Genomic DNA, 20,829 nt, shown 5'->3' on the forward strand with positions numbered 1-20,829 from the left:
GGGTTGGGGGGCTTCAAGGCGGTCAAACCCCCTCGCTGGTCATCGTTAAGTGTGCTGAACCCCGGAAGCGGCGTGGGTGGACATCACGTCGCGCGGAGCAGGGGTTTCGCGGTGGGCGGCGATGGCCCAGGTCAGCATGCGGGCGGTGGTGAGCGCGCGGGTCGCGGACGGGCAGGCGTCGTCCGGGCGGGCGAGGCCGACGACCCTGCGGAACGCCGTCGCGGTTTCCGGCAGCGGGTCAGGGACCACGTAGCTCCACTGTGGACTGTCCACAAGGGATCGACGTGTGGTCAGGACCTCGTTCAGCAGCAGGCGGATGGAAGTGCAGTGCGGAGGCGTGAAGCCGGTGTGCTCGCGCAAGAGCTGAACAGTGCGCGTGGGGTCCCACGCGGCGAGAGAGCGGTCGGAGCACAGGGCGGGCAGGTGCGCGGCGGAGCTGGGGGGCAGCAGCCACGCGCCGGTGTGCGTGCCGTCCAAGCCGACGTGCCAGACCGCGACGCTGTCGCCGCCGTCGTGCCCAGGACCCAGTCCGATCGCGACGTAGCCGATCACCGCTGATCCCGGTCGAGGGCGGCGAGCAGGCGGTGGAACGCGGCCTCGGTGATCACCGGGACCCCGCGCTCGCGCGCCTGCCTGGCCTTGCCGGAGAGCGTGTCCGCGTCGGCCGCCACGACCAGGCGCGTCTTGCCGCTGACGTGATCCGGCCGCACGACCAGACCGGCCCGCACAGCGCGCTGCTCCCACTCCTCGCGCGGCAGCACGGTGTCGCCGGTGAACACCACCCTGTCGCCGGGTTGGAGCCGGAAACCCCTGCGCGCCTGGGCTTTCCCGGAGCTCAGCGCCTGGGTCACGGCGTCGTCGGGCAGGCCGAGAATCCCGGCGACATCGCGCAGCTCGGCGCGCTCGGACTCCCCGACCCAGCCGTCACGCCGCGCGGCAGCCGCGAGGGCTTCGAGGTAGCCCAGGTGCAGCCGCTCCACGGTCGCGCGGTCGAGGCCGAGCGTCGCGGCGACCTCGATCAGCTCGTCCTGCTCGCTCAGCGACACGTAGCGGTCCAGCATCGCCTTGTCGAGCACGGCCAGGTACGGCTCGGCACCGGCGGGCTCGTGCACACGGGGCAGCGTGTCCACCAGGCGCGCCAGGAAGTGCTCGGTCTCAGCACCGGCGACCGCGCGGCGCACGGGCCGCCGCCCCGGCTCGTCGAAGTGCGGCCACGGCAGGCTCGCGGCGGCGCTGAGCAGCGACGCCCACGGCTCCGGCCGCCCGCACCGCGCCAGGTACACCGAGAGCAGCCCGGCGGCGGCGTGCGCGTCGTGCAGCGCGGAGTGCGCGTGGTCCAGCACCACGCCCGCGACGCGGCAGCACGTGGCCAGCGACCGCGACGGCGAGTCCAGGTAGGTCTCAGCCAGCGCCATCGTGCACAGCCCGGACTCCAGCTCCAGCGGCGTGCTGACACCGACGCGGTCGAACTCGGCGGCGAGGAACCCCAGGTCGAAGGGCAGGTTGTGGGCGACGAGCACCCGCCCGGCCAGCTGCGCGGACAGCTCACCGGCGATCTGGTCGAAGGTCGGCGCCCTGCGCACCTCGGCGGCGGTGATCCGGTGGATGCGCTGCGGGCCGAGGTCGCGCAGCGGGTTGAGCAGGGTGCACCACTCGCCGGTCACCGCGCCGTCGGCGCCGAGGTGCACCACCGCGACCTCCACGACGCGGTGGTGCATGCCGGGGAGCAGTCCGGTGGTCTCGACGTCGACGACGGCGTAACCCTTCATGATCTCCTGTGTACCGGGGCAAGCTTTCCGTTGTGTCACAACGAGAAGTGCTTCAGGCAACTACCTGGTCCAAGATTTTTCGGGAGTAACGCGTTTGGCGGTGTCGCGGCCGGGAACCCGATGTTCGACACCACGAGCAACGGAGGCGACATGGGCGACTCGGACAAAATCGAGAACAAGGCCGATGAGCTCAAGGGCAAGGCCAAGGAGAAGGTCGGCGAGGCCACGGACAACGAGCAGTGGCAGGCCGAGGGCAAGGGCGAGCAGGTGAAGGCGAACCTGAAGCAGGCCGCCGAGAAGGTGAAGGACGCTTTCCGCGGATGACGGGATGACCCTCCGCTCCCAGTCTTCCGCGACGAAATGAGAAAGGCCCGGCGCAGCAGGGGCGCCGGGTCTTTCTCCTGTCCGGGCAAATCCTGGCCGGGCAAATGCCGTGCCGCCGAGACGGCGGTGACGTAGCGTCCGCGCATGAGCCAACGCAAGCGCCCCGCGTTCACCGCGGACGAGCGGACCCAGCTCGTCGGCTGGCTGGACATGCAGCGCGAGATCGTGCGCTGGAAGTGCGAAGGAGTCTCCGAGACCGACGCGCACCGCGCCGTCCTGCCCGCGTCGCCGAACATGACGATGGCCGGGTTGCTCTCGCACATGCGCTGGACCGAGCAGATGTGGTTCGAGGTCATGCTGCTCGACGCGCCGGCCGAGGGACCGCAGTTCGACGAATCCGACGAGGACGCCGACATGAAGGTCGACGGCGTTCCGCTCACCCAGTTGCTCGACGAATACCAGCGGCAGTGCGGCAGGTCCAACGAGATCGTGGCCGGGCTTTCCCTCGACGACATCGGCAAGAACCGGAAGTGGCCGGTCGGACAGGCATCGGTGCGGTGGGTCCTCTTGCACATGCTGGAGGAGACAGCGCGCCACCTCGGTCACATGGACGCCATTCGGGAACTGCTCGACGGCGGGACGGGCTATTACTGAGCGCCATTCGGCCCAGCTCGAAACACGATCGCGAGATTCCGATGTGGTGCGGGGTCTCGGGCGCGCGCGTGTCAACCTGCGAACGCAGGATTCGTGTTTGCGGGAAAGGGTCACTCGATATGCGCAAGATCTCCGCGTTCGCCGCCGCGACCGTTGTCGCCGCCGGGCTGCTCACCGCCGGGAGCGGCATCGCCTCGGCCGCCGGTTCGTGCACGGGCGTCGCCAACGCGGTGGCCGGGGTCCAGGTCGAGACCGTGCGCGGCCTGGACTGGGTCTGCCGGGGCAAGGGCGGCCAGTTCAGCAAGGGCTCCACCGCCGCGACGGTCACCGCGTGCTGGGGCAAGTCTGGCTACAAGCCGCAGCTCTACAACGGCTCCACCAAGATCGCCTGCCCCGCCCGGGGCAAGGAGGTCAAGAACTGGACCGGCTTCAAGGTCGTCAAGGCCTGAGCGATCCGATGTCGTGGTCAGGCCACCAGCGCGGGCCTGACCACGACGCCGGATCAGCCGGATAAGGTCGACGAGTGAGCGTCGTCGGCCGGGAGCGCGAAAGCGCGCAGGTGCTCGGTCTGACGAGTGGGACCCTCGTCGTGACCGGAGAACCCGGGGTCGGCAAGAGCACGCTGCTCGACCTCGCCGCGCTCGCGCGCCCCGGCCGGGTGCTGCGCGTGGTGGGCGGCGAGAGCGAGACGAACCTTCCTTTCGCCGCGCTCCACCAGCTCGTACGGCCGTTGCTGACCGAGGTGGCCGATCTGCCGCCGAGGCAACGCTCCGCGCTGCTCGGAGCCTTCGGGATCGGCGAGGAGCACGCCCCGGACCGGCTGCTGATCAACGTCGCCGTGCTCACACTGCTCTCCGGGCACGCCGAGCGGGAACCGCTGCTGGTCGTGGTGGACGACGCGCAGTGGCTGGACCGCGGTTCGCTGGACGCGCTGACCTTCCTCGCGCGGCGCGTCGAGGACGAACCGCTGGCCGTGCTCGTCGGAACGCGTGATGGGACCGTGTTCCCCGGCTTCGACCACCTCGATCTCGCGCCGTTGGACCGGACCGCCTCGAACCGGCTTCTCGACGCGCAACCCCAAGTGCCGCAAGGACGAGCGCGCACGCGAATCCTCGACCAAGCCGCAGGCAACCCGCTCGCGCTGGTGGAGCTGGCCCGCACCGACGGCGCCGACCAGGACGTGCTGCCGCTGACCGACCGGCTCGAACGGATCTTCGCCGCGCACCTGGACGAGCTGCCCGACGCCACTCGCGACGCCCTGCTGCTCGTCGCCGTGGACACCGCGGACCTGCTCGGAGCCCGCTACGCCGCCGACCTCGCGCCCGCCGAGCTGGCCGGACTCATCAAGATCACCGAAGCCGGAGTGCGGTTCCGGCACCCGCTGGTGCGCTCCGCGATCCAGCACACCGCGCCGATGGAGCACCGCCTGCGCGCCCACCGCACGCTCGCTGAGCTGCTGCGCGAGGAGCCTGACCGCCGCGCCTGGCACCTCGCCGCGGCGAGCACCGGGCCGGACGAGCAGGTCGCCGAAGCCCTGGAGAGCACGGCCCGCCGAGCCCGCCACCGAGGCGGATATGCCGCAGCAGCAACGGCTTTGGAGCGCGCTGCCGAGCTGAGCCCCGACGCCCACGCGCGAGCCAGGCGCCTGGTCAAAGCGGCCGACATGGCGGCTCTGACAGGGCACGCGCGGTGGGTGGAGCAGCTTGCCGCGCAGGTCAGCGCGCTGACCGAGGACCCGGATCTGCGGGCGCGGGCGGCTCTGCGGCTCGGCCAGGTCCTGACGATGACCGTGCGCTTCCCCTCCGCCTACGAGCTGCTCATGCGCACCGCCGACGACGCGCCGGCCGAGCTGGCGAAGCAGGCGTTGGCCTCAGCGGCGACGCTGGTGTTCTACGCGGGCTCCGAGCAGTGGCGGCAGCAGGTGCGCGAGCACGCCGCCTTCGGCTACCCGGTGATCGCCTCCGTGACCGACCCGCACGAGAAGCGCGCCGAGCTCATCGCGGCGCTGCCGGAGCTGGTCACGGCCGCCAACGACAACCCCCGCGCGCTCAACACGCTTGGCGTGATGGCGTGGATGCTCGACGAGAACGCCACCGCGATGCGGATCTACGACGAAGCCCTGCACCGCCTGCGCGCGGCCGGGGACCTCCCCGACGGGCTCGGGTGCTCGGCGAGCTGGGCCTACCTCGACGGAGGCCGCTGGGCCCAGGCGCGCCAGACCGCGACCAGCTCAGTGGCCGCTGTGGACGAAGCCGACGCGCCGCACCTCGTCGCGGGCACCTACACCCTCGAAGCCGTGGCCAGCGCCCTGCCCGGGAACGCCGCCGCGGCAAGGGAACTCGCGCTCCGCGCACTGTCCATAGTGGACCCGAACCAGAACAGGGCGATCGGCGTGCGGGCGCGGTGGGCGCTCGGCATGGCCGCGGTGGTCGACGGTGATCACGAGGCCGCCTACGAGCAGTTCCGGCAGCTCTTCACCGCCGAGGGCGATCCCGTGCACTACCACTGCTCCTACCCGGGCATCGGCGAGCTGGCCGCCTCCGCCGTGCGCGCGGGACGGCAGCGCGAGGCCGCCGAGGTCGTCGAACGGGCCGCGAAGCACCTCGAAGGCCAGTTCTCCGCGCGGACGAACGCGCTGGTCAACCGCGCGCGGGCGCTGCTGGCGGGACCTGAGGACGCGGAAGGCTTCTTCGAGGCGGCGCTGGCCGACCCGGCGGGGGAGCAGTGGCCGTTCGAACGGGCGCAGATCCTGCTGGACTACGCGGAGTGGTTGCGGCGCAGGCGAAGGATCACCGAAGCCCGACCGAAACTCAGCGCGGCCATGGAGGTCTTCCAACGCCTCGGCGCGCGGCCGTGGATCGAGCGCGCGCAGGGCGAACTGCGGGCGGCGGGCATCGAGGGCAACGCCGAGCCGAGCGCGCTGTCGGAGCTCTCCCCGCAGCAGCAGACGATCGTGCGGATGGCCGCGCGGGGGCTGACCAACAAGGAGATCGGCGAGCGGCTGTTCCTGTCGCCGCGCACGGTCAGCTCGCACCTCTACCGCAGCTTCCCCAAGCTCGGCATCACCGCTCGCTCGCAGCTGCGCGACCTCGTGGACTCCGGATGAGCGCGCTCGTCGGCCGCGCCGATGAGGCCGCGAAGATCGCCGAGACCGTGGACGCGGGCAGCGGAGCGCTCGTGCTGCGCGGCCCGGCAGGCGTCGGCAAGACCCGCCTCGGCCTCGAAGCGCTCAGCCGCGCGGAAGCGGCCGGGTTCCGCGCGTTCACCGGCAGCGGTCGCCCGCTCGGGCGCGGCCTGGCCTACGCGCCGTGGCTGGAGGCGCTTGGCCCGCACCTGCGCGGACTCCCGCCCGGGCTGCGCGCGCGACTGAGGGAGCTGCCCGAGCTGAGCAGGCTCTTCGGTGGGCTCGACCTGCCACGACCGGAGCCGCTGGCCGATCCCGCGCTGGAGCGCTCGCGCCTGTTCGAGGCCGTGTCGCGGCTGCTGGCCGTGCTGGAGCCGGTCGCGGTGTTCATCGACGACCTCCAGTGGGCCGACGACACCAGCGTCGAGCTGTTCGACTACCTCGCCCGAGGCACCGCCGGGCATCGCGTGCTGCTCATCGCCGCGCACCGCGAGGACGAGCTGGCCGTACGCCTGCCCAGCCTGGACGTGCGCACGCTCGACGGCGACGGAAGCACTGCACTGCTGCGTGAACTGCTCGACGGCGGCGATCCTCCGAACGCGCTCGTCGAGTTGGCGAGTGCGCGCGCCGGTGGCCTGCCGTTGTATCTGGTCGAGCTGGTCAGCCAGCTGCGCGCGGACGGTTCGCTGACCCGCAGCGGCGGCGGTTGGGTGCTCAAACCAACCGCCGAGCCGACGACGCCGCAGCAAGTCCGCGACGTGGTCGCGACCCGCCTCGGCACGCTGAGCCGCCCGGAGCGCGTGCTGCTGGAGGTCGTCGCCGTCGCCGGTGAAGCCGCCACGCACCCCGTCGTGCGCGCCGCATCCGGACTCGACGAGGACGCGGTGATAAAGGCTGTGCTCGCCGCGCGCGATCGCGGGCTGATCAGCGAAGACGTGCTCGCCGGAGAAGTTCGGTACCGGCCGTCGCACCCCATGTACGGCGAGGTCGCCTACGCCGAGCTGGCCGCTGTGCGCCGCCAGCAGCTGCACCTCGCGGTCGCGGAAGCGTTGGAGGACAACGACGTCGACCTGCTCGCCAAGCACCTGCGCGGAGCGGGCGCGCTCGCCGACCAGCACCGGGCGCTCGCGGTGTGCCGGGCGGCCGGGAAGCACGCGTTGGAGCTGCGCGCGGGTGATGCCGCCGTGCAGCACCTGGTCGCCGCGCTCGGCCTGGCCAACCGGCTCGACCGCGCTGACCTGGTGCCTGAGCTGCGCGAAGAGCTGGCGCTGGCCTACGACCTCGCCGGGCGCTCAGTGGAGGCCGCAGACGCCTGGCGGGCCGCGGCGCGGGCGACCGACGGCGTGCGCCGGAGCCACTGCCTGCGCCGGGTCGCGTTGCTGGCGTGGGACAACGGCGATTTCGCCACCGCCATGTCCACATTGGGCTCCGCTGCGGAGGCGCTGCCTCGGGACGCGGCGCCGGAGGACATGCTGCGGCTGCACGAGACGCGGATCAGCCTCCAGTCCCGGGCCAGCCTCGTGCCGGAGATGATCGCCGCCCGGGCCGAGGTCGCCGCATTGCCCGGAGCCCGCGCGGAGGCGCTGACCGGCATGCTCGACACCGTCGCGCTGCTCGCCGCCACCGACTACCCAGGCGCGCACGCGGCCGCTACCAGGGCGATCGCGAGCGCCAGGCAGACCGGGGACCCGCTGTTGGAGGAGTTCGTGTCCCGGCCGATCACGCTGATCAACATGCTCGTCTTCGGCGTCGACGCCGCGCGGACCTCGGCCGAGCGCGGTCTGCTCGCGGCGCGCTCCTCCGGGGTGCCCGCGCTGGAGAGCTCCGCCCGCTTCGCGCTGGTCATCGCCGACTACTTCGGCGGGCACTGGCGCCGAGCCCGGGAAGCCGCCGCTGACCTCGTCGCCTTCGGCCACCGCGTCGACCAGCCCCGGATGATCACCGTCGGGCTCGCCAGCCGCGCTCTGGTCGCCATTGGCGCTGGTCAGCGCACCGAGGCCACCGCGCTGCTGAAGGAAGCGACCGCCGGGTACACGGCCGGGGAGCGGGTGGACGCGCGCGTGCGGCAGCTGACCGGCTGCGTGCGGGTCCTGCTGGCGCGGCAGTCCGGCGACCACGCGACGGCGATCGCCCTCGCCGAGGAGCTGGCCGCCCCGGACGCCACGACGTTCCCGCCATATGGCCTGGTCCTGCTGGGTGAAGCCAAACGCGATGCGGGCGATGCCGACGGCGCGCTCGCGGTCGCGCGGCGGCTGGACCGGATGACCCCGGGCTCGCCGTACCTCTCCGCCTACGCCGCCCGCCTGCGCGGAGACCTGACCGAAGCCGCCGCGCGCTTCGAGCAGGCGGGGATGCGCATCGAAGCCGCCCACGTCCGCCTCGACCTCGCGGAGTCAGTGGAGTCACTGCGCACCGTCTTGGACCTCGCCGAGGCCGAGGACGCGGACTCGCTGGCTGATCGGGCGAGGAAAGCCTTGCGCGACAAGGGAATTCGAACCCTGGGGCGAGAGCGGCCGAGCGGGGCGCTGACACGGCGCGAGATCGAGGTGGCCCGGCTCGTCGCGGAAGGGCTCTCCAACGCCGAGATCGCCGAACGGCTGTTCCTGAGCCGCCGCACAGTGACCACCCACCTCCAGCACGCCTACGCGCGGCTCGGCGTGTCCTCGCGCGCCGCGCTCACGCACTACGTGATGGAGAACGGCCTGCTGTAGAGCACCGCGCCCACCACCCACACCACGGCCGCGACCTCGGGCGCCGGCCACAACGGTAGCTCCGTGGTGAGGGCGGGCACGGCGTAGGCCACTACCGGTATCCACGCGCGCTCCGACCCCAGGAACACCGCTGCGACCAGCGCCAACCCGAGGAGTCCGACACCAGTGGCCCCCGTCGGCGCCAACAACACCGACGCCACCAGCACGTGGGTCAGCCGCCACCACCGCCACGGCACGGCGGTGGTGCGCTCCAACGACGCGTCGGCGCCGCCCAGCGTCGAGCCGAGGAGAGCCACCGCTCCCACCACCGCCACCCACCAGCCGGTCAGCGCGGCGACACCGAGCACCACGGACGGCAGCGCGGCTCCCCGCGCGCGCAGGTGCAACGACAGCAGCTTCACCGGAAGCTCCTCAGGTCGGCGGGATGGCAGACGCGGAGTGCGCTCAACGCGCGGCCCACCCACGCGTTCTGCTCCGCCACGGGGAGCTGCTTCAGCCGGGCGAGCCGGGCGACGACCCGCTGTGAAGCCTTCTTCGGCGAGATCTCCCCGATCCACCATCCCTCCACGACAGCGGGCAGCGAATAGGTGTCGACCCTGGCACAGGGGGAGTACAGGAGCTCGGAGATCATCGAGCGGCGCAGCTCGGTGTCGTTGTGGCGGACGCGCCCGCTCCACGTGCGCACGTCGTCCGGCACCGACACCGGCAAGGACATGCCCGCCCGCGTGCTCGGCAGTGCCTCCACCGGGGCACCCGGCACGTCGGCGACCCGGTCCAGCATCCGCCGCGCCGCGTCGGTGACCAGCGGCAACAGGTCCGCGTCCGCTCGCGTGACGCACACCCTCGGCACGCACACCAGCTCCGAGGCCCGCATGTCCTGCCCGATGACCTCCGCCACCGGGACCAGGGCCAACACCGTCCCGAGCACCGCGGTCACCGCGGTCGGCGCGACGAGCCGCCTCGCGCGCCGGACCGCCACGGCCGCCAGCAACAGCACGATCAGCGAGGCGAACCACGCCAGCTGGAGCAGTTGGGTGGAGGCCCACACCTGAATCGGCGGCCCGAGCAGCCGTGGGAAGTACGGCAGTGTGACGAGCTGGCCGGTCCCTCCGCCCAGTGACATCACCATCGGCTCGAACACCACGACCAGGCCCAGCCCGAGCGCCGGGCCGAGCAGCCGCACCGGCAGCGCCGATCCGAGCGCGACGCCCAGCGCCGTGTGCACCCCGATCCCGACGAACGTGCCCGCGATCGTCCACGGCCACCCGCCGCCCGAGTAGCTGCCGTGCGGCGCGATCACCGCGACGTTGACCGCCACCGTGACCAGCATGCCGAGCCAGGCCGCGCCCGTGACCGAACACCACGTGATCGCCACCCGCCGCCACGGCGCTCGCGCGGTGCTGGTCAGCAGCTCGTCCACCCCGTGGTGGCGGTCCCGGCCCGCCTGCCACGCGGCGAGCGCCACCACGACCGGGCCGACGACGAGCAGCATGGCGCGGAAGTTCATCGCGAAGCGCATCCACGGACCGGGCCAGTCGACGCCCCCGTCGTAGAGGAACAGCAGGCTCACCACGGCGGTGACCCCGGTGATCACCGGCCCGGCTCCGCGCCGGTACTCCGCCCACAGGACCCGGGTCATCTCAGGACCGCCAACGCCGCGGTGTCGCAGCGGCGCGCCGCGCTGAGGTAGTCGGCGAACCATCTGCGCTGAGCCTCAGGCGAGAGCCGTTCCACCCGAGAGGCACTCCCGTCGCCCGTCCACCACGCGGCCGCTGCGTCGGACAGCTCGTTGCGGTCGGCGCAGCGGGGGCTGACCACGGCATCGATCATGGTGCGCCGGTAGATGCGGTCGCCCACGTCGTAGAGCTGTTCGCCGCGCCAGTTCATCATCATGCCGGTGACCCACAAGTTCGCGCCGGTCCTGGTCGGGCTCGCGGTCGTCGGGGCGCCCGGGATGCCGGAGACCTTGTCCAGCAACGGCTTGGCGATCGCGAACACCGCGTCGAGCTGGTGCGCGGACGCGCGGTCGACGCACACGGATTCGCGGCAGACCAGCTCGGCGCCGCGTTCGTCCACCCGCCAGAACGAGATCGTGCCGGTCGCGACGACCACGTACGCCAACACGGCCGGGACCGCCAAGAAGATCGCTCTGTTCGCCGCGGCCACCGCGATCAGCACGACCACGCCGAGCGCGAGCGCCACGGCGTTCAGCGCGAAGGCGCCGGGCTCGGGCGCCCAGGAACCGCCGTCCGGAGACTGCCACTTGAGCAGGCCGTACCCGTCGCTCGCCGCGACGTAGACCGTGATGCCGAGGACGATCCCCACCAACGGAGCATCGATCACCACACCGACCAGCAGGCCCAACGCCGCGTGGAAGCCGACCGCGAACACGGTGGTGAGCAACGGCCACCACCACCCGGGCGCCGGGTAGGCCCCGTGCACGACCATCAGCACAGCTCCCGCGACGAACGGGACCAGCACGCCGAGCAAACCGCCGAGAACCACCGAAGCCCAGGTCAGCCCCCTTCTCCGCCACGTGGCCCGCGCGGAGGACGCCAGCTGGTCGCCCATGTCGCGGCGGCGTTCCCGGCTGGCCTGCCAGACCGCGGCGGCGAACACCAGCGGAGGGATCGGCACCGCCTGGATCGTGGCTGTCAGCCGCAACCACGGTCCGGTCAACCGCCAGTCCAGCCCGAACAGGCTCAACCAGGTCACGACGGCGACGGCCAGGGTGAGCAGCGGCCCCGCTCCGCGCCGGTACTCGACGAGCAGCACTCAGCTCGCCGCCCGGAAGGCGCGCAGCACGCTGGTGTAGCCGCGCTCCACCGGGGTGTCGCCGTCGTCGTTGGCGTCACCTGCGGCGATGAGCTGCGCGGGGGTGCCCTGGAACACCGACTGCCCGGCGTCGATCAGGGTCACCGCCGTGCACGCGGCTGCGACGTCCTCGATGAGGTGGGTGCTGGTGATGACGCAGTTGTCCCGGCCGATGTCGCGCAGCAGCGCCCGGAAGTCCATCCGCTGCTCCGGGTCCAGGCCCGCCGTCGGCTCGTCCAGCAGCAGCACCTCGGGGTCGTTCACGATCGCCTGGGCGATGCCGACGCGCCGGAGCATGCCGCCGGAGAGCGTCTTGAGCCGGTCGTCGGCGCGGTCGCTCAGCCCGACGCGCTCGATCGCCCGGTCCACCGCGTCGGTGAGCAGCCCACGGGGCACCTCCTTGAGCCACGCGAAGTACTCCACGAACTCGCGCACGGTGAAGCGCGGGTAGAAGCCGAAGCTCTGCGGCAGGTAACCGAGGCGCCTGCGCACCGACCGCAGACCCGCCTCCGAGCTGAGCGGGTCACCCAGCACGGTGAGCGTCCCCGAGTCCGGCCGGTTCACCGTGGCCAGCATGCGCATGAGCGTGGTCTTGCCCGCGCCGTTCGGCCCGAGCAGCCCGTGCACCCCGGTGCCGAAGCTCAGCGTCAGCCCCTTGATCACCTGGCGCCTGCGGTGGCCGAAGACCAGCTTGTGCGTCTTTACCTGCGGCATTGCGGCCTCAGCTCCTGACAAGGTGCGGCGCGTAGGTGAACGAGCGCCGGCGCAGCAGCACCGTCGCCGAGGACAGGACGATCACTGGCAGCCACACCACCGGCATCGGCGAGGCGAGCACCTGCGGCACCGACTGCACCAGCAGCGGCACCGCGCACGCGGTCAGCCACCCGCCGCCGATCACCATGGCGGCGTGCCGCAGTTGGATCACCGAGCCCAGCGCCAGCGTCAACGAGGTCAGCCCGAGCCCCGGCAGCAGCGTCAGCACCGGCGTGCCGCGCTCGGTGAAGAGGCCGACGACCAGCGTCGCGGGCACCACCGCGACCAGCACGAGCAACGTCCTGATCAACAGCAACCGCAGTCCGCCCAGTGGGGCGCTGCCGGTCATCTCGTGACAGGGGTCGATCCACGGCCCGTAGGACAGCGCCACCCCGGCGATCTGCAACAACGGCGCCACCAGCACGACGTAGGAGCCGTGGGCGAACCACCACGAACCCGGCTCGCCGAAGCCCCTGGACAGTGGCGAGGCGTCCAGCAGGCTCGCCGCGACCAGCACGAACGCCAGCGCCAGCAGCCAGCTCGACCGCGCTCCGGGTGCGCCGCGCAGCACCAGGAGGAACTGCCGCAGCCAGCCCATCGGCGCGCGCTGCGCGGGCAGGTCCAGCGCGATCCGCTCGCGCACCAGGTCCACCGTCGCCGCCGCGGGGGTGCCCGCACTCGCCCTGGTCAGCGCCGCCCGGCACTCGGCGCAGGTCACCAGGTGCGCCTCGACCGACCAGCTGTCCACGTCGGGCAGGTCCTCGACGGCGTAGGCGACCAGCGTCGGCTCGGGAACGTGCCACTGCCGACTCATGACATTGCCTCCCTCAGGCTTCCCCTGGCCCGCCGGGCCCTCGTCTTGACCGTTCCCTCCGGGATGCCCAGCAGCACCGCGGCCTCCTTCGAGGTCAGACCGTCGAGCACCGTCGCCTGGAGCACCTCGCGCAGCTCAGGGGCCAAGCCCTTGAGCGCCGCGGCCAGCCTGGCGTCGTAGAGCGGCACCATCGCCTCGTCCTCGGCGGAGGGGGTGGTGAGCACGTCTTCATGCGGCTCGCCGACCGACTCCACCCGGCGCGAGCGCCTGCGCACCGCGTCGATGAGCCGGCTGCCCGCGATCGTCCACAGCCACCCCGCGACCTCGCCGCGCCCAGCATAGGAACCCGCCGAGCGCCACACGGTGAGGAAGGTGTCCTGCAACGCCTCGGCGACCAGGTCCTCGTCGCGGGTGCGTCTGCGCAGGCGCAGGGTGATCCAGATGGCGTGGCGGCGGTACAGCTCGTCGAACGCCGCGCGGTCACCCCGCACGACCCCGCGCAGCAGCACGGCGTCGTCAGCGGTGGTGACGTCGTGTCGATCCCTCACGTCAGGTGTGGACGTACGTGACGGCCGCGCCGGTTCTCGGTGTTGTGCGGGACACCCGCACCCGGTCGGCTCCGCCGTGCAGGAAAGGCATCGCACGGCAGAACCTCGGCGACCTGCGGGACACCCGCACCCGGTCGGATACGTACTCCGACCGATGGGCGTGCGTGCCCCTGACCGGCGATCGTGGTCGTCATGGTCAACGAAGGTCCCACTCCGCTCGCCGAATGCCTCGCCGTGTCCCGCGATCGGGTGGGAGGAAAAGCGGCGACGCTCGCGGTGCTGCTGGCGGCCGGGCTGCCCGTTCCGGACGGCATGGTGCTGCCTCCCGGCACCGAACCCACCGCTGAGCTGGCCGAACGCCTTCTCGTAGCGCTTGGCGACCGCCCGCTGGCCGTGCGCTCCTCCGGCGTGGAGGAGGACGGCGCGGACAGCTCGCACGCGGGCCAGTACCGCACGGTCCTCGGCGTCACCGGCGCGCAGGAGCTGATCACGGCGATCAAGGAGTGCCAGGAGTCCGCCCGCACCGCGCAGGTCAGCAGCTATCGCGCCGCGCAGGGCTTGTCGGAGAGCGGCGAGATCGCGGTGCTCGTCCAGCGCCAGGTGCCCGCCGACGCCGCCGGGGTGGCCTTCACCGCCAACCCCGTCACCGGCGCTCGCGACGAGATCGTCGTCAACGCCGTGCACGGCCTGGGGGATCGGCTCGTGGACGGCGTCGCTCAGCCCGAACAGTGGGTGATCGGCGACCAAGCCCCGGTCGGAGAGTCACGAGGGGTGCTCTCCGCCCGTCAGGTCCGCATGGTCGCCGACCTCGCGCGCCGCGTCGCCGCTGAGCTGGGCGGACCGCAGGACATCGAGTGGGCTCTGGTTGGCGACACCTGCTGGCTGCTCCAAGCCCGGCCGATCACCACCTTGCCGGAGCCGTCCCCGCCGCTGGTCCCGGTGCCCGTGGAGGTGCCACCAGGCTTCTGGGCTCGCGCCGCCCTGCACGCGCCCCTGCCGTCGACGCCGCTCAACCGCACGGTCACCGACGCCCGCGACGCCGCGTTCGGGCGCCTGACGCCGGAGTTCGGCCTGCTGCTGGACTTCGCCTTCGCCGACATCGGCGGCTGGAGCTACATGTCGATCAGCCCGGCGGGCGGTCGGCAGGGCCCACCTCCGCCGAAGTGGCTGATGTGGCTGCTCGTGCGGATCACCCCAGCGGCGCGGCGGCGGACGAAGGCGGCTGAGCAAGTCCTGCGCTCCGACCTGCCCGGACGCCTTGTGACGCGGTGGAACGAGCAGTGGCTTGAGGAGTTCTCCGAGCGCTGCGGAGCGCTGCTGGACACCGATCTCGGCGGACTGTCCGACGAGGACTTCATCGCGCACCTGGACCGGGCCGCGAAGCTGATGCACGACTGCTCCTACGCCCACTTCATCCTGCACGGCGCGGTCGGCATGGCGCTGTTCGAGCTGGTCGGCTTCTGCGAACGCGAGCTGGCCTGGCCCGAGGCGCGCGTCTACGACCTGCTCGGCGGCCTGTCCTCGCGCTCCACCGAGCCCGCCCGCGAGCTGGCCGCGATCGCCGCCCTGGTTCGCGAGCGCGCTGAGCCGTTGGAGGTGCTGGCCGAGCAGGACCCGGTGATCAGCGCGCGGATCACCGAGTACCGCACGCGCTTCGGGCGGCGCGCGCTGCGCTACGAGATCGCCGAAGCGACCCTGGCCGAGGAGCCGCAGCTGCTCATGCGCCTGCTCACCGACCAGGTCACCAGCGAGTTCGACCCGGCGCGGCTGTCCGAGGCGGACGGTCAGCGGGCCTCGACAGAGCGGGAGGCGCTGGCCGGGCTGCCCGCGTCGCGGCACGCGGAGTTCACGCGGCTGCTGGAGCGCGCGCAGGCCGCCTACCCGGTCCGCGAGGACAACGAGTTCTGGACGGTCAGCTGCCCGATCGCGGTGCTGCGCTACGCCGCGCTCGAAGCCGGTCGGCGCCTCGCCGGACGCGGTCAGATCGGTGCCCGCGAGGAGGTCTTCCACCTCTACCCGGAGGAGGTCCGCGCGGCGCTGCGGGACGGCTCCGACCGCGCCGCGCTGGTCCGGCGGCGCCAGGGGGAGCGCGCGTGGATGCTCGCCCACCCCGGCCCCGACAGCTACGGCAAGGACCCCGGACCGCCCCCGTCGATGGCCGCGCTCCCGCCGGCCGCGCGGCACGTCAACCAGATGCTGGTGTGGCTCTCCGACCGCGCCGCGCAGGGCAACCCCGGCAGTGGTGACGGCCTGCCGCTGTCCGGGGTCGCGGGCTCGCCCGGCAGCTACACCGGGCGAGTGCGCGTCGTGCTGGACGAGAGCGAACTGGGCCGCATCGAGCCCGGTGACGTGCTGGTCTGCCCCGTCACCGCGCCCGTGTGGTCGGTGGTCTTCCCCAGCATCGGAGCCCTCGTGACCGACGTCGGCGGGATGCTGGCCCACGGCGCGATCATCGCCCGCGAGTACCGCGTCCCCGCTGTCCTTGGCACCGGCGTCGGCACCTCCGTACTGCGCGACGGAGACCTCGTGACGGTCGACGGCACCACCGGAACTGTCACCGCAGCTGTAGTACCACAGCCGTAGTAATCAGTCCCTGAGCAGCACTAACGTCTCGTTCTCGTTGGGGTCGCTCGTCCCCGTCACGGTGAGCACCCGCGACCGGACCCCCTCGGCGGCGAGGGTGTCCAACAGCTCCTCCAGCCTCGGATAGGGCACGCCGGAGGAGTCGGTGAGCGGGTGCAGCCGGACCTCGCGGGCCACGCGGAGCAGCTCCCGCAGCGCCGCGAGGTGGAAGGCGTGGTCGAACTGGTCGGCGTAGGTGAACAACAGGAAGCCCGACAGCGCCAGCGCGAAGCTGTCGTCCTCGAAGGGGAGCTCGGGCAGCAGCGCCGCGCGGTAGTGGTCGGTGCCCTCAGCGCGGTCGCGGGCGAAGTCGGCGAGGAACCGCTTCGCCGAGTCCTCCCACACCGGCGAGTGCTCCCAGACGCCGTCCTCGTCGAAGCTGAAGCGGCCGGGCTGCGTCCTGGCCCACTCGATCACCTGGGTGCGGCCCGCGTCGATCGTGGCGGTCAACTCGTCGACGGAGAGGTCGTACGAGGGGTCCACGCTGACCGCCCGGCCTCCGCGCGCACGCAGCTCGGAGGCGAAGTCGGCGGCGCCGCCGGGGCAGTCCAGCACCGGACCGGCCAGCAGGTCGGCCTCGGTGACGGCGAACTGGCTCAGGTAGTTGGCGAAGGTGCGCGAGCTGATCAGCACCGGGCCCACCAGCGACCGGGGTTCCTGTGTCATGGGCGAGATCCTGCCAGCACGCGGCGCTGTCAGACCCCTCTGCGAAGATCACCGCGTGCGCTTCTACGCCGACCTGCACATCCACTCGAAGTACTCCAGGGCGTGCAGCCGCAACTGCGACCTGCACCACCTGACCAAGTACGCGCGGCTCAAGGGGATCTCCCTGGTGGGCACGGGCGACTTCACCCACCCCGCGTGGTTCGAGCACCTCCAGGAGTGCCTGGTGCCCGCCGAGCCGGGGCTGTTCCGCATGCGCGAGGACATCGACCGCGACATCCGCCGCATGGTGCCGCCGAGCTGCGCGGACGGCGAGGTCCGCTACATGCTCTCGGTGGAGATCTCCACGATCTACAAGCGGGGTGAGCGCACCCGCAAGGTCCACCACCTCATCTACATGCCGGACTTCGAGTCGGCGGCGGAGTTCAACGCGCGCCTGGGCCGGATCGGCAACCTGGGCTCGGACGGCCGCCCCATCCTCGGCCTGGACTCCCGCGACCTGCTGGAGATCACCCTCTCCAGCGGCTCCGGCGGTTACCTGGTGCCCGCGCACATCTGGACGCCGTGGTTCGCCGCACTCGGCTCCAAGTCCGGGTTCGACGCGATCTCCGACTGCTACGTCGACCTTGCCGACCACATCTTCGCGGTGGAGACCGGCCTCTCCAGCGACCCGGCGATGAACTGGCAGGTCTCCGGCCTGGACAAGTACCGCCTGGTCAGCAACTCCGACGCGCACTCCCCGCCGATGCTCGGGCGCGAGGCCACGGTCTTCGACACCGGCATGGACTACTTCGCGATCCGCCGTGCGCTGGAGACCGGCGACGGCTTCGGCGGCACCGTGGAGTTCTTCCCCGAGGAGGGCAAGTACCACCTCGACGGGCACCGCAAGTGCGATGTGCGGATGGAGCCCGAGCAGACCCGCGCGCACGGCGCGATCTGCCCGGAGTGCCGCAAGCCGCTGACCGTGGGCGTGCTCAACCGGATCTCCGAGCTGGCCGACCGCCCGTACGGCACGCGGCCCGAGGGCGCGGCGAGCTTCCGGAACCTGATCCCGCTCCCGGAGATCATGGGCGAGATCCTCGGCGTCGGCCCCAAGAGCAAGAAGGTGCAGGCCGAGGTCGCCGCGCTGACCGCGGCGCACGGGCCCGAACTGTCCATTTTGGACGATGTGCCGCTCGACGACCTGAGCGCGTCCTCGACCCTGGTCGGCGAGGCGATCGCCCGGCTGCGGCGCGGTGAGGTGATCCGCGACTCCGGCTACGACGGCGAGTACGGGGTGATCAAGCTCTTCGAGCCCGGCGAGCTGGACCGCGTCAAGTCCAAGGCCAACCTCAGCCTGTTCGACCTGGATGTCACGCCCTCGCCGACTCCGGCGCCCAAGGTCTACGCGGCGCCGGTTGAGACCGCTGTTGCCGTCGAGGAGCCCGGCATCGAGCCCGCACCGCAGCTGTCGCGCGCCCGTGCCGCCGAGAGCGCCCTGCTGGACGGGCTCGACCCGGACCAGCGTGCGGCCGCCGAGCTGACCGACGGGCCTTCGCTGATCATCGCCGGTCCCGGCACAGGAAAGACCCGCACGCTCACGCACAAGATCGCGCACCTGGTCACCGCGTGCGGCGTCCCGGCCGAGCGGTGCCTGGCGATCACCTTCACCCGCCGCGCTGCCGAGGAGATGGCCGAGCGGCTGGGCTCCCTCGTCCCTGAGCACGCGGCCAAGCTGACGATCGCGACCTTCCACTCCTTGGGCGTGCGCATCCTGCGCGAGAACCACGCTCTCGTGGGCCTGACCTCGCGGTTCGGCATCGCCGACGAGGCCGCGCAGCTCGCCGTGCTGGCGGAGCTGCTGGAGGACGAGAAGGCGGCCAAGCGCGCCTTGTCGGAGCTGCCCGCCGACGCGGAGCTGGCCGACCGCTACACCAAGGCTCTGCGCGCGAAGGACCTGGTGGACTTCGATGACCTGATCGCGCTGCCCGTGCGGCTGCTGGAGTCCGCGCCGGAGGTCGCTTCGCACTACCGCGAGCGCTTCCAGTGGATCTCCGTCGACGAGTACCAGGACGTGGACGAGACGCAGTACCGGCTGCTGCGCCTGCTCGCGCCGGAGAACGGCAACCTCACCGCGATCGGCGACCCTGACCAGGCGATCTACCGCTTCCGCGGCGCCGACGTCGGCTTCTTCCTGCGCTTCCAGCAGGACTACCCCGGCGCGCGGACCGTGCAGCTGACCCGCAACTACCGCTCCGGCCCGCACATCCTCGCCGGAGCGTTGCAGGCGATCACCCCGACCTCGCTCGTCCCAGGCCGTGAGCTGACGCCCGCCGGGCACCACCCCGAGCCTGCGCTGATCGGGTTGCACCACGCCTCCGACGAGCACGGCGAGGCCGCGTTCGTGGCGCGCACGATCGACCAGCTGCTCGGTGGCTCGTCCTTCCACTCCCTGGACAGCGGGCGCGTGACCAGCGACGGCAGCCAGGGGCTGGGCTTCGCCGACTTCGCGGTGCTCTACCGCACTGATGCACAGGCCAAGGCCGTCATGGAGGCGCTGACCAGGGCGGGCGTGCCGTTCCAGAAGCGCTCCCACGACCGCCTCGCCGACCGCCCCGGGGTGCGCGAGATCGTCCGCGACCTGAACTTCGAGGGCACCTCCGGCAGCGTGATCGAGCGGATTCACCAGGCCGCGACGCCGGAGACGCACGCCGCGATCGACCTGCTCGCCCCGCTCGCGCGGCGCTGCGGCGACGACATCGAGCGCTTCCGCACCGAGATCGCGTTGGGCGCCGAGGTCGACACGTGGGACCCGAAAGCCGACCTGGTCACGCTGCTCACCCTGCACGCCGCGAAGGGCTTGGAGTTCCCCGTGGTGTTCATGGTCGGTTGCGAGGACGGTCTGCTGCCCATGCGCTGGCCGGGCGCCGAGCCGGATCAGGAGGAGGAGAACGAGGAGCGGCGGCTGTTCTTCGTCGGCATGACCCGCGCTCAGCGGCACCTCTACCTCAGCCACGCCGCCCAGCGCGTGCGCCAGGGCTCCTCGCGTCCCATGCCGCCGTCGCCGTTCCTCGACTCACTGGACTCCGACGTGGTCGAGCGCCTTGGTTCGGCCCAGCCTCCGCGCCGCAAGCCCACGCAGCTCAGGTTGCTGTAGTGGACTTCCTGGTCGACGTGATCACCTCGGGCACCGTGCGGGGCGCTGACGCGTACTGCACGCCCGAGGAGGTCACGGCGATCCTGGGCTCGGACTTCTTGGTTGACCGCAGCCGCCGCGCGCTGACCCACGGCTACCCGATGGTCGAGTTCTCGTGGACCCGCCGCACACCGCGGGACCCGTGGACCGGTTGGACGTTCAGCGTCGTTCCCGCCGAGAAACCGCTGCTCACCGACGTGCGCTCGGCAGTCGCTGAGCGCGGCTTCTCCCTGCGGCACCTACCCGACGGCTCGTGGTAGCAGCCCGAGTCCGGCGTGCTGATCGTTATCACGGGCGATCACGTCCGTGGTGCATGGGCTCCCCACCAGCCGCGCCCCGCCAAGCAGTTCCCGAGCCTGAACAAGCAGGCCGTCACCCACCTCCGCTCCGCGACCCCCGCCGAGCGCGAATAGTGGCTGGCCAACCGCCGTCCCGCCCCGGAGGACTCCGCCGAGTGGTGGCGAACCCTGCTCGCCACGATCCGCGTCCGCGAGCAGGAGCGCCACGGTCCCGCGTGGCCGTGGCTGCCGCTCTACCGCTGGGCCCTCGACCACGCCGACCTCCCCGCCCACGAACGCGCCCTGCTGCTCGCCGACATCGCTCCCGCCGAGGCCGCACCGCTGTGCCAGGCCGCCCTGCCACCCATCACCACCGGCACCACCCCTTCAGCGATCCGCGCCACCCGCATCCGCCGCGCCCTCCAAGCCGCACTCCGCCACACGCCCCGCACCTCACCAGCTAGAATCCCCTCATGCATCCCTCCCTCCCGCTCGCCTCATCGCGCGCCGGCGTGGTCTAGGCCTTCCCGTTTCGTACTCATAGCGGGATTTGGGAGCGCTCTCTTTCCCAAGTTGAGTA

17 protein-coding genes are annotated in these 20,829 nt (G+C 72.0%); 8 read left to right on the forward strand and 9 right to left on the reverse strand.

All coding sequences use genetic code 11. The annotated features are described in order from the left end of the window. Positions 1–45 precede the first annotated feature (45 nt). Together CCN37_RS33040 and CCN37_RS33045 are read right to left on the reverse strand one after the other, a co-directional pair. Positions 46–552 carry a DUF6218 family protein gene (locus tag CCN37_RS33040; RefSeq protein ID WP_086828540.1) on the reverse strand — a complete coding sequence of 169 codons (507 nt, stop codon included), beginning with the start codon at positions 550–552 and terminating at the stop codon, positions 46–48. Beyond that, positions 549–1,769: an exonuclease domain-containing protein gene (locus tag CCN37_RS33045; RefSeq protein ID WP_086828542.1), complete on the reverse strand. Its 1,221-nt coding sequence runs from the start codon at positions 1,767–1,769 to the stop codon at positions 549–551. Before CCN37_RS33045 ends, CCN37_RS33040 begins: the two co-directional genes overlap by 4 nt. A 150-nt stretch (positions 1,770–1,919) precedes the next feature. Between CCN37_RS33045 and CCN37_RS33050 the strand changes: the two genes are divergently transcribed. From CCN37_RS33050 to CCN37_RS33070, 5 genes are all read left to right on the forward strand, one after another. Next, positions 1,920–2,093: a CsbD family protein gene (locus CCN37_RS33050; protein WP_086828657.1), complete on the forward strand. Its 174-nt coding sequence runs from the start codon at positions 1,920–1,922 to the stop codon at positions 2,091–2,093. A 144-nt stretch (positions 2,094–2,237) separates the two neighbouring features. Next, a complete protein-coding gene (locus CCN37_RS33055; protein ID WP_086828544.1) occupies positions 2,238–2,747 on the forward strand; it encodes a DinB family protein in 510 nt (169 codons plus the stop codon). 119 nt (positions 2,748–2,866) lie between these two features. Next, positions 2,867–3,196, forward strand: a complete 330-nt coding sequence (locus CCN37_RS33060) for a hypothetical protein (RefSeq protein WP_086828547.1) — start codon at positions 2,867–2,869, stop codon at positions 3,194–3,196. 74 nt (positions 3,197–3,270) lie between these two features. Next, the gene (locus tag CCN37_RS33065; RefSeq protein ID WP_086828550.1) at positions 3,271–5,853 is read left to right on the forward strand and encodes a LuxR family transcriptional regulator; all 2,583 of its coding nucleotides are present in this window, start codon (positions 3,271–3,273) and stop codon (positions 5,851–5,853) included. Beyond that, the gene (locus tag CCN37_RS33070; RefSeq protein WP_086828553.1) at positions 5,850–8,582 is read left to right on the forward strand and encodes an AAA family ATPase; all 2,733 of its coding nucleotides are present in this window, start codon (positions 5,850–5,852) and stop codon (positions 8,580–8,582) included. The genes CCN37_RS33065 and CCN37_RS33070 overlap by 4 nt, the downstream gene beginning before the upstream one ends. Here the strand turns inward: CCN37_RS33070 and CCN37_RS33075 are convergent. Genes CCN37_RS33075 through CCN37_RS33100 form a run of 6 tightly spaced genes read right to left on the reverse strand, consistent with a single transcriptional unit; the run spans position 8,555 to position 13,511 of the window. Further along, positions 8,555–8,983 (reverse strand): hypothetical protein, encoded by a 429-nt coding sequence (locus CCN37_RS33075; RefSeq protein WP_086828556.1) that lies wholly within the window; start codon positions 8,981–8,983, stop codon positions 8,555–8,557. The two genes, CCN37_RS33070 and CCN37_RS33075, sit on opposite strands and share 28 nt — an antisense overlap. Next, positions 8,980–10,221 carry a hypothetical protein gene (locus tag CCN37_RS33080; RefSeq protein ID WP_086828558.1) on the reverse strand — a complete coding sequence of 414 codons (1,242 nt, stop codon included), beginning with the start codon at positions 10,219–10,221 and terminating at the stop codon, positions 8,980–8,982. The genes CCN37_RS33075 and CCN37_RS33080 overlap by 4 nt, the downstream gene beginning before the upstream one ends. Continuing rightward, on the reverse strand, positions 10,218–11,357 hold the full coding sequence (locus CCN37_RS33085; RefSeq protein ID WP_086828560.1) for a hypothetical protein: 1,140 nt from the start codon (positions 11,355–11,357) through the stop codon (positions 10,218–10,220). The genes CCN37_RS33080 and CCN37_RS33085 overlap by 4 nt, the downstream gene beginning before the upstream one ends. Next, positions 11,358–12,110 (reverse strand): ABC transporter ATP-binding protein, encoded by a 753-nt coding sequence (locus CCN37_RS33090; protein WP_086828562.1) that lies wholly within the window; start codon positions 12,108–12,110, stop codon positions 11,358–11,360. It lies immediately after the preceding gene. Positions 12,111–12,117: 7 nt separating this feature from the next. Further along, positions 12,118–12,963: a zf-HC2 domain-containing protein gene (locus tag CCN37_RS33095; protein ID WP_086828564.1), complete on the reverse strand. Its 846-nt coding sequence runs from the start codon at positions 12,961–12,963 to the stop codon at positions 12,118–12,120. Then, entirely contained in the window at positions 12,960–13,511 is a 552-nt protein-coding gene (locus CCN37_RS33100; protein ID WP_086828566.1) for an RNA polymerase sigma factor, read from the reverse strand. The genes CCN37_RS33095 and CCN37_RS33100 overlap by 4 nt, the downstream gene beginning before the upstream one ends. Before the next feature lie 192 nt (positions 13,512–13,703). On the opposite strand from CCN37_RS33100, the gene CCN37_RS33105 reads away from it, so the two are divergent. After that, positions 13,704–16,094: a PEP/pyruvate-binding domain-containing protein gene (locus CCN37_RS33105; protein WP_086828568.1), complete on the forward strand. Its 2,391-nt coding sequence runs from the start codon at positions 13,704–13,706 to the stop codon at positions 16,092–16,094. Positions 16,095–16,097: 3 nt separating this feature from the next. Here the strand turns inward: CCN37_RS33105 and CCN37_RS33110 are convergent, their stop codons facing one another. Beyond that, positions 16,098–16,799 (reverse strand): hypothetical protein, encoded by a 702-nt coding sequence (locus CCN37_RS33110; protein WP_143261919.1) that lies wholly within the window; start codon positions 16,797–16,799, stop codon positions 16,098–16,100. Between the two features lie 55 nt (positions 16,800–16,854). On the opposite strand from CCN37_RS33110, the gene CCN37_RS33115 reads away from it, so the two are divergent. Both CCN37_RS33115 and CCN37_RS33120 read left to right on the forward strand, forming a co-directional pair. Next, complete coding sequence (locus CCN37_RS33115; RefSeq protein ID WP_086828659.1) at positions 16,855–19,932, forward strand: UvrD-helicase domain-containing protein; 3,078 nt, start codon at positions 16,855–16,857, stop codon at positions 19,930–19,932. Continuing rightward, the gene (locus CCN37_RS33120; protein WP_086828572.1) at positions 19,932–20,231 is read left to right on the forward strand and encodes a hypothetical protein; all 300 of its coding nucleotides are present in this window, start codon (positions 19,932–19,934) and stop codon (positions 20,229–20,231) included. Before CCN37_RS33115 ends, CCN37_RS33120 begins: the two co-directional genes overlap by 1 nt. Positions 20,232–20,829 lie beyond the last annotated feature (598 nt).

It is taken from the genome of Allokutzneria sp. NRRL B-24872 (genome assembly GCF_002155965.1).
Classification (GTDB): Bacteria; Actinomycetota; Actinomycetes; order Mycobacteriales; family Pseudonocardiaceae; genus Allokutzneria.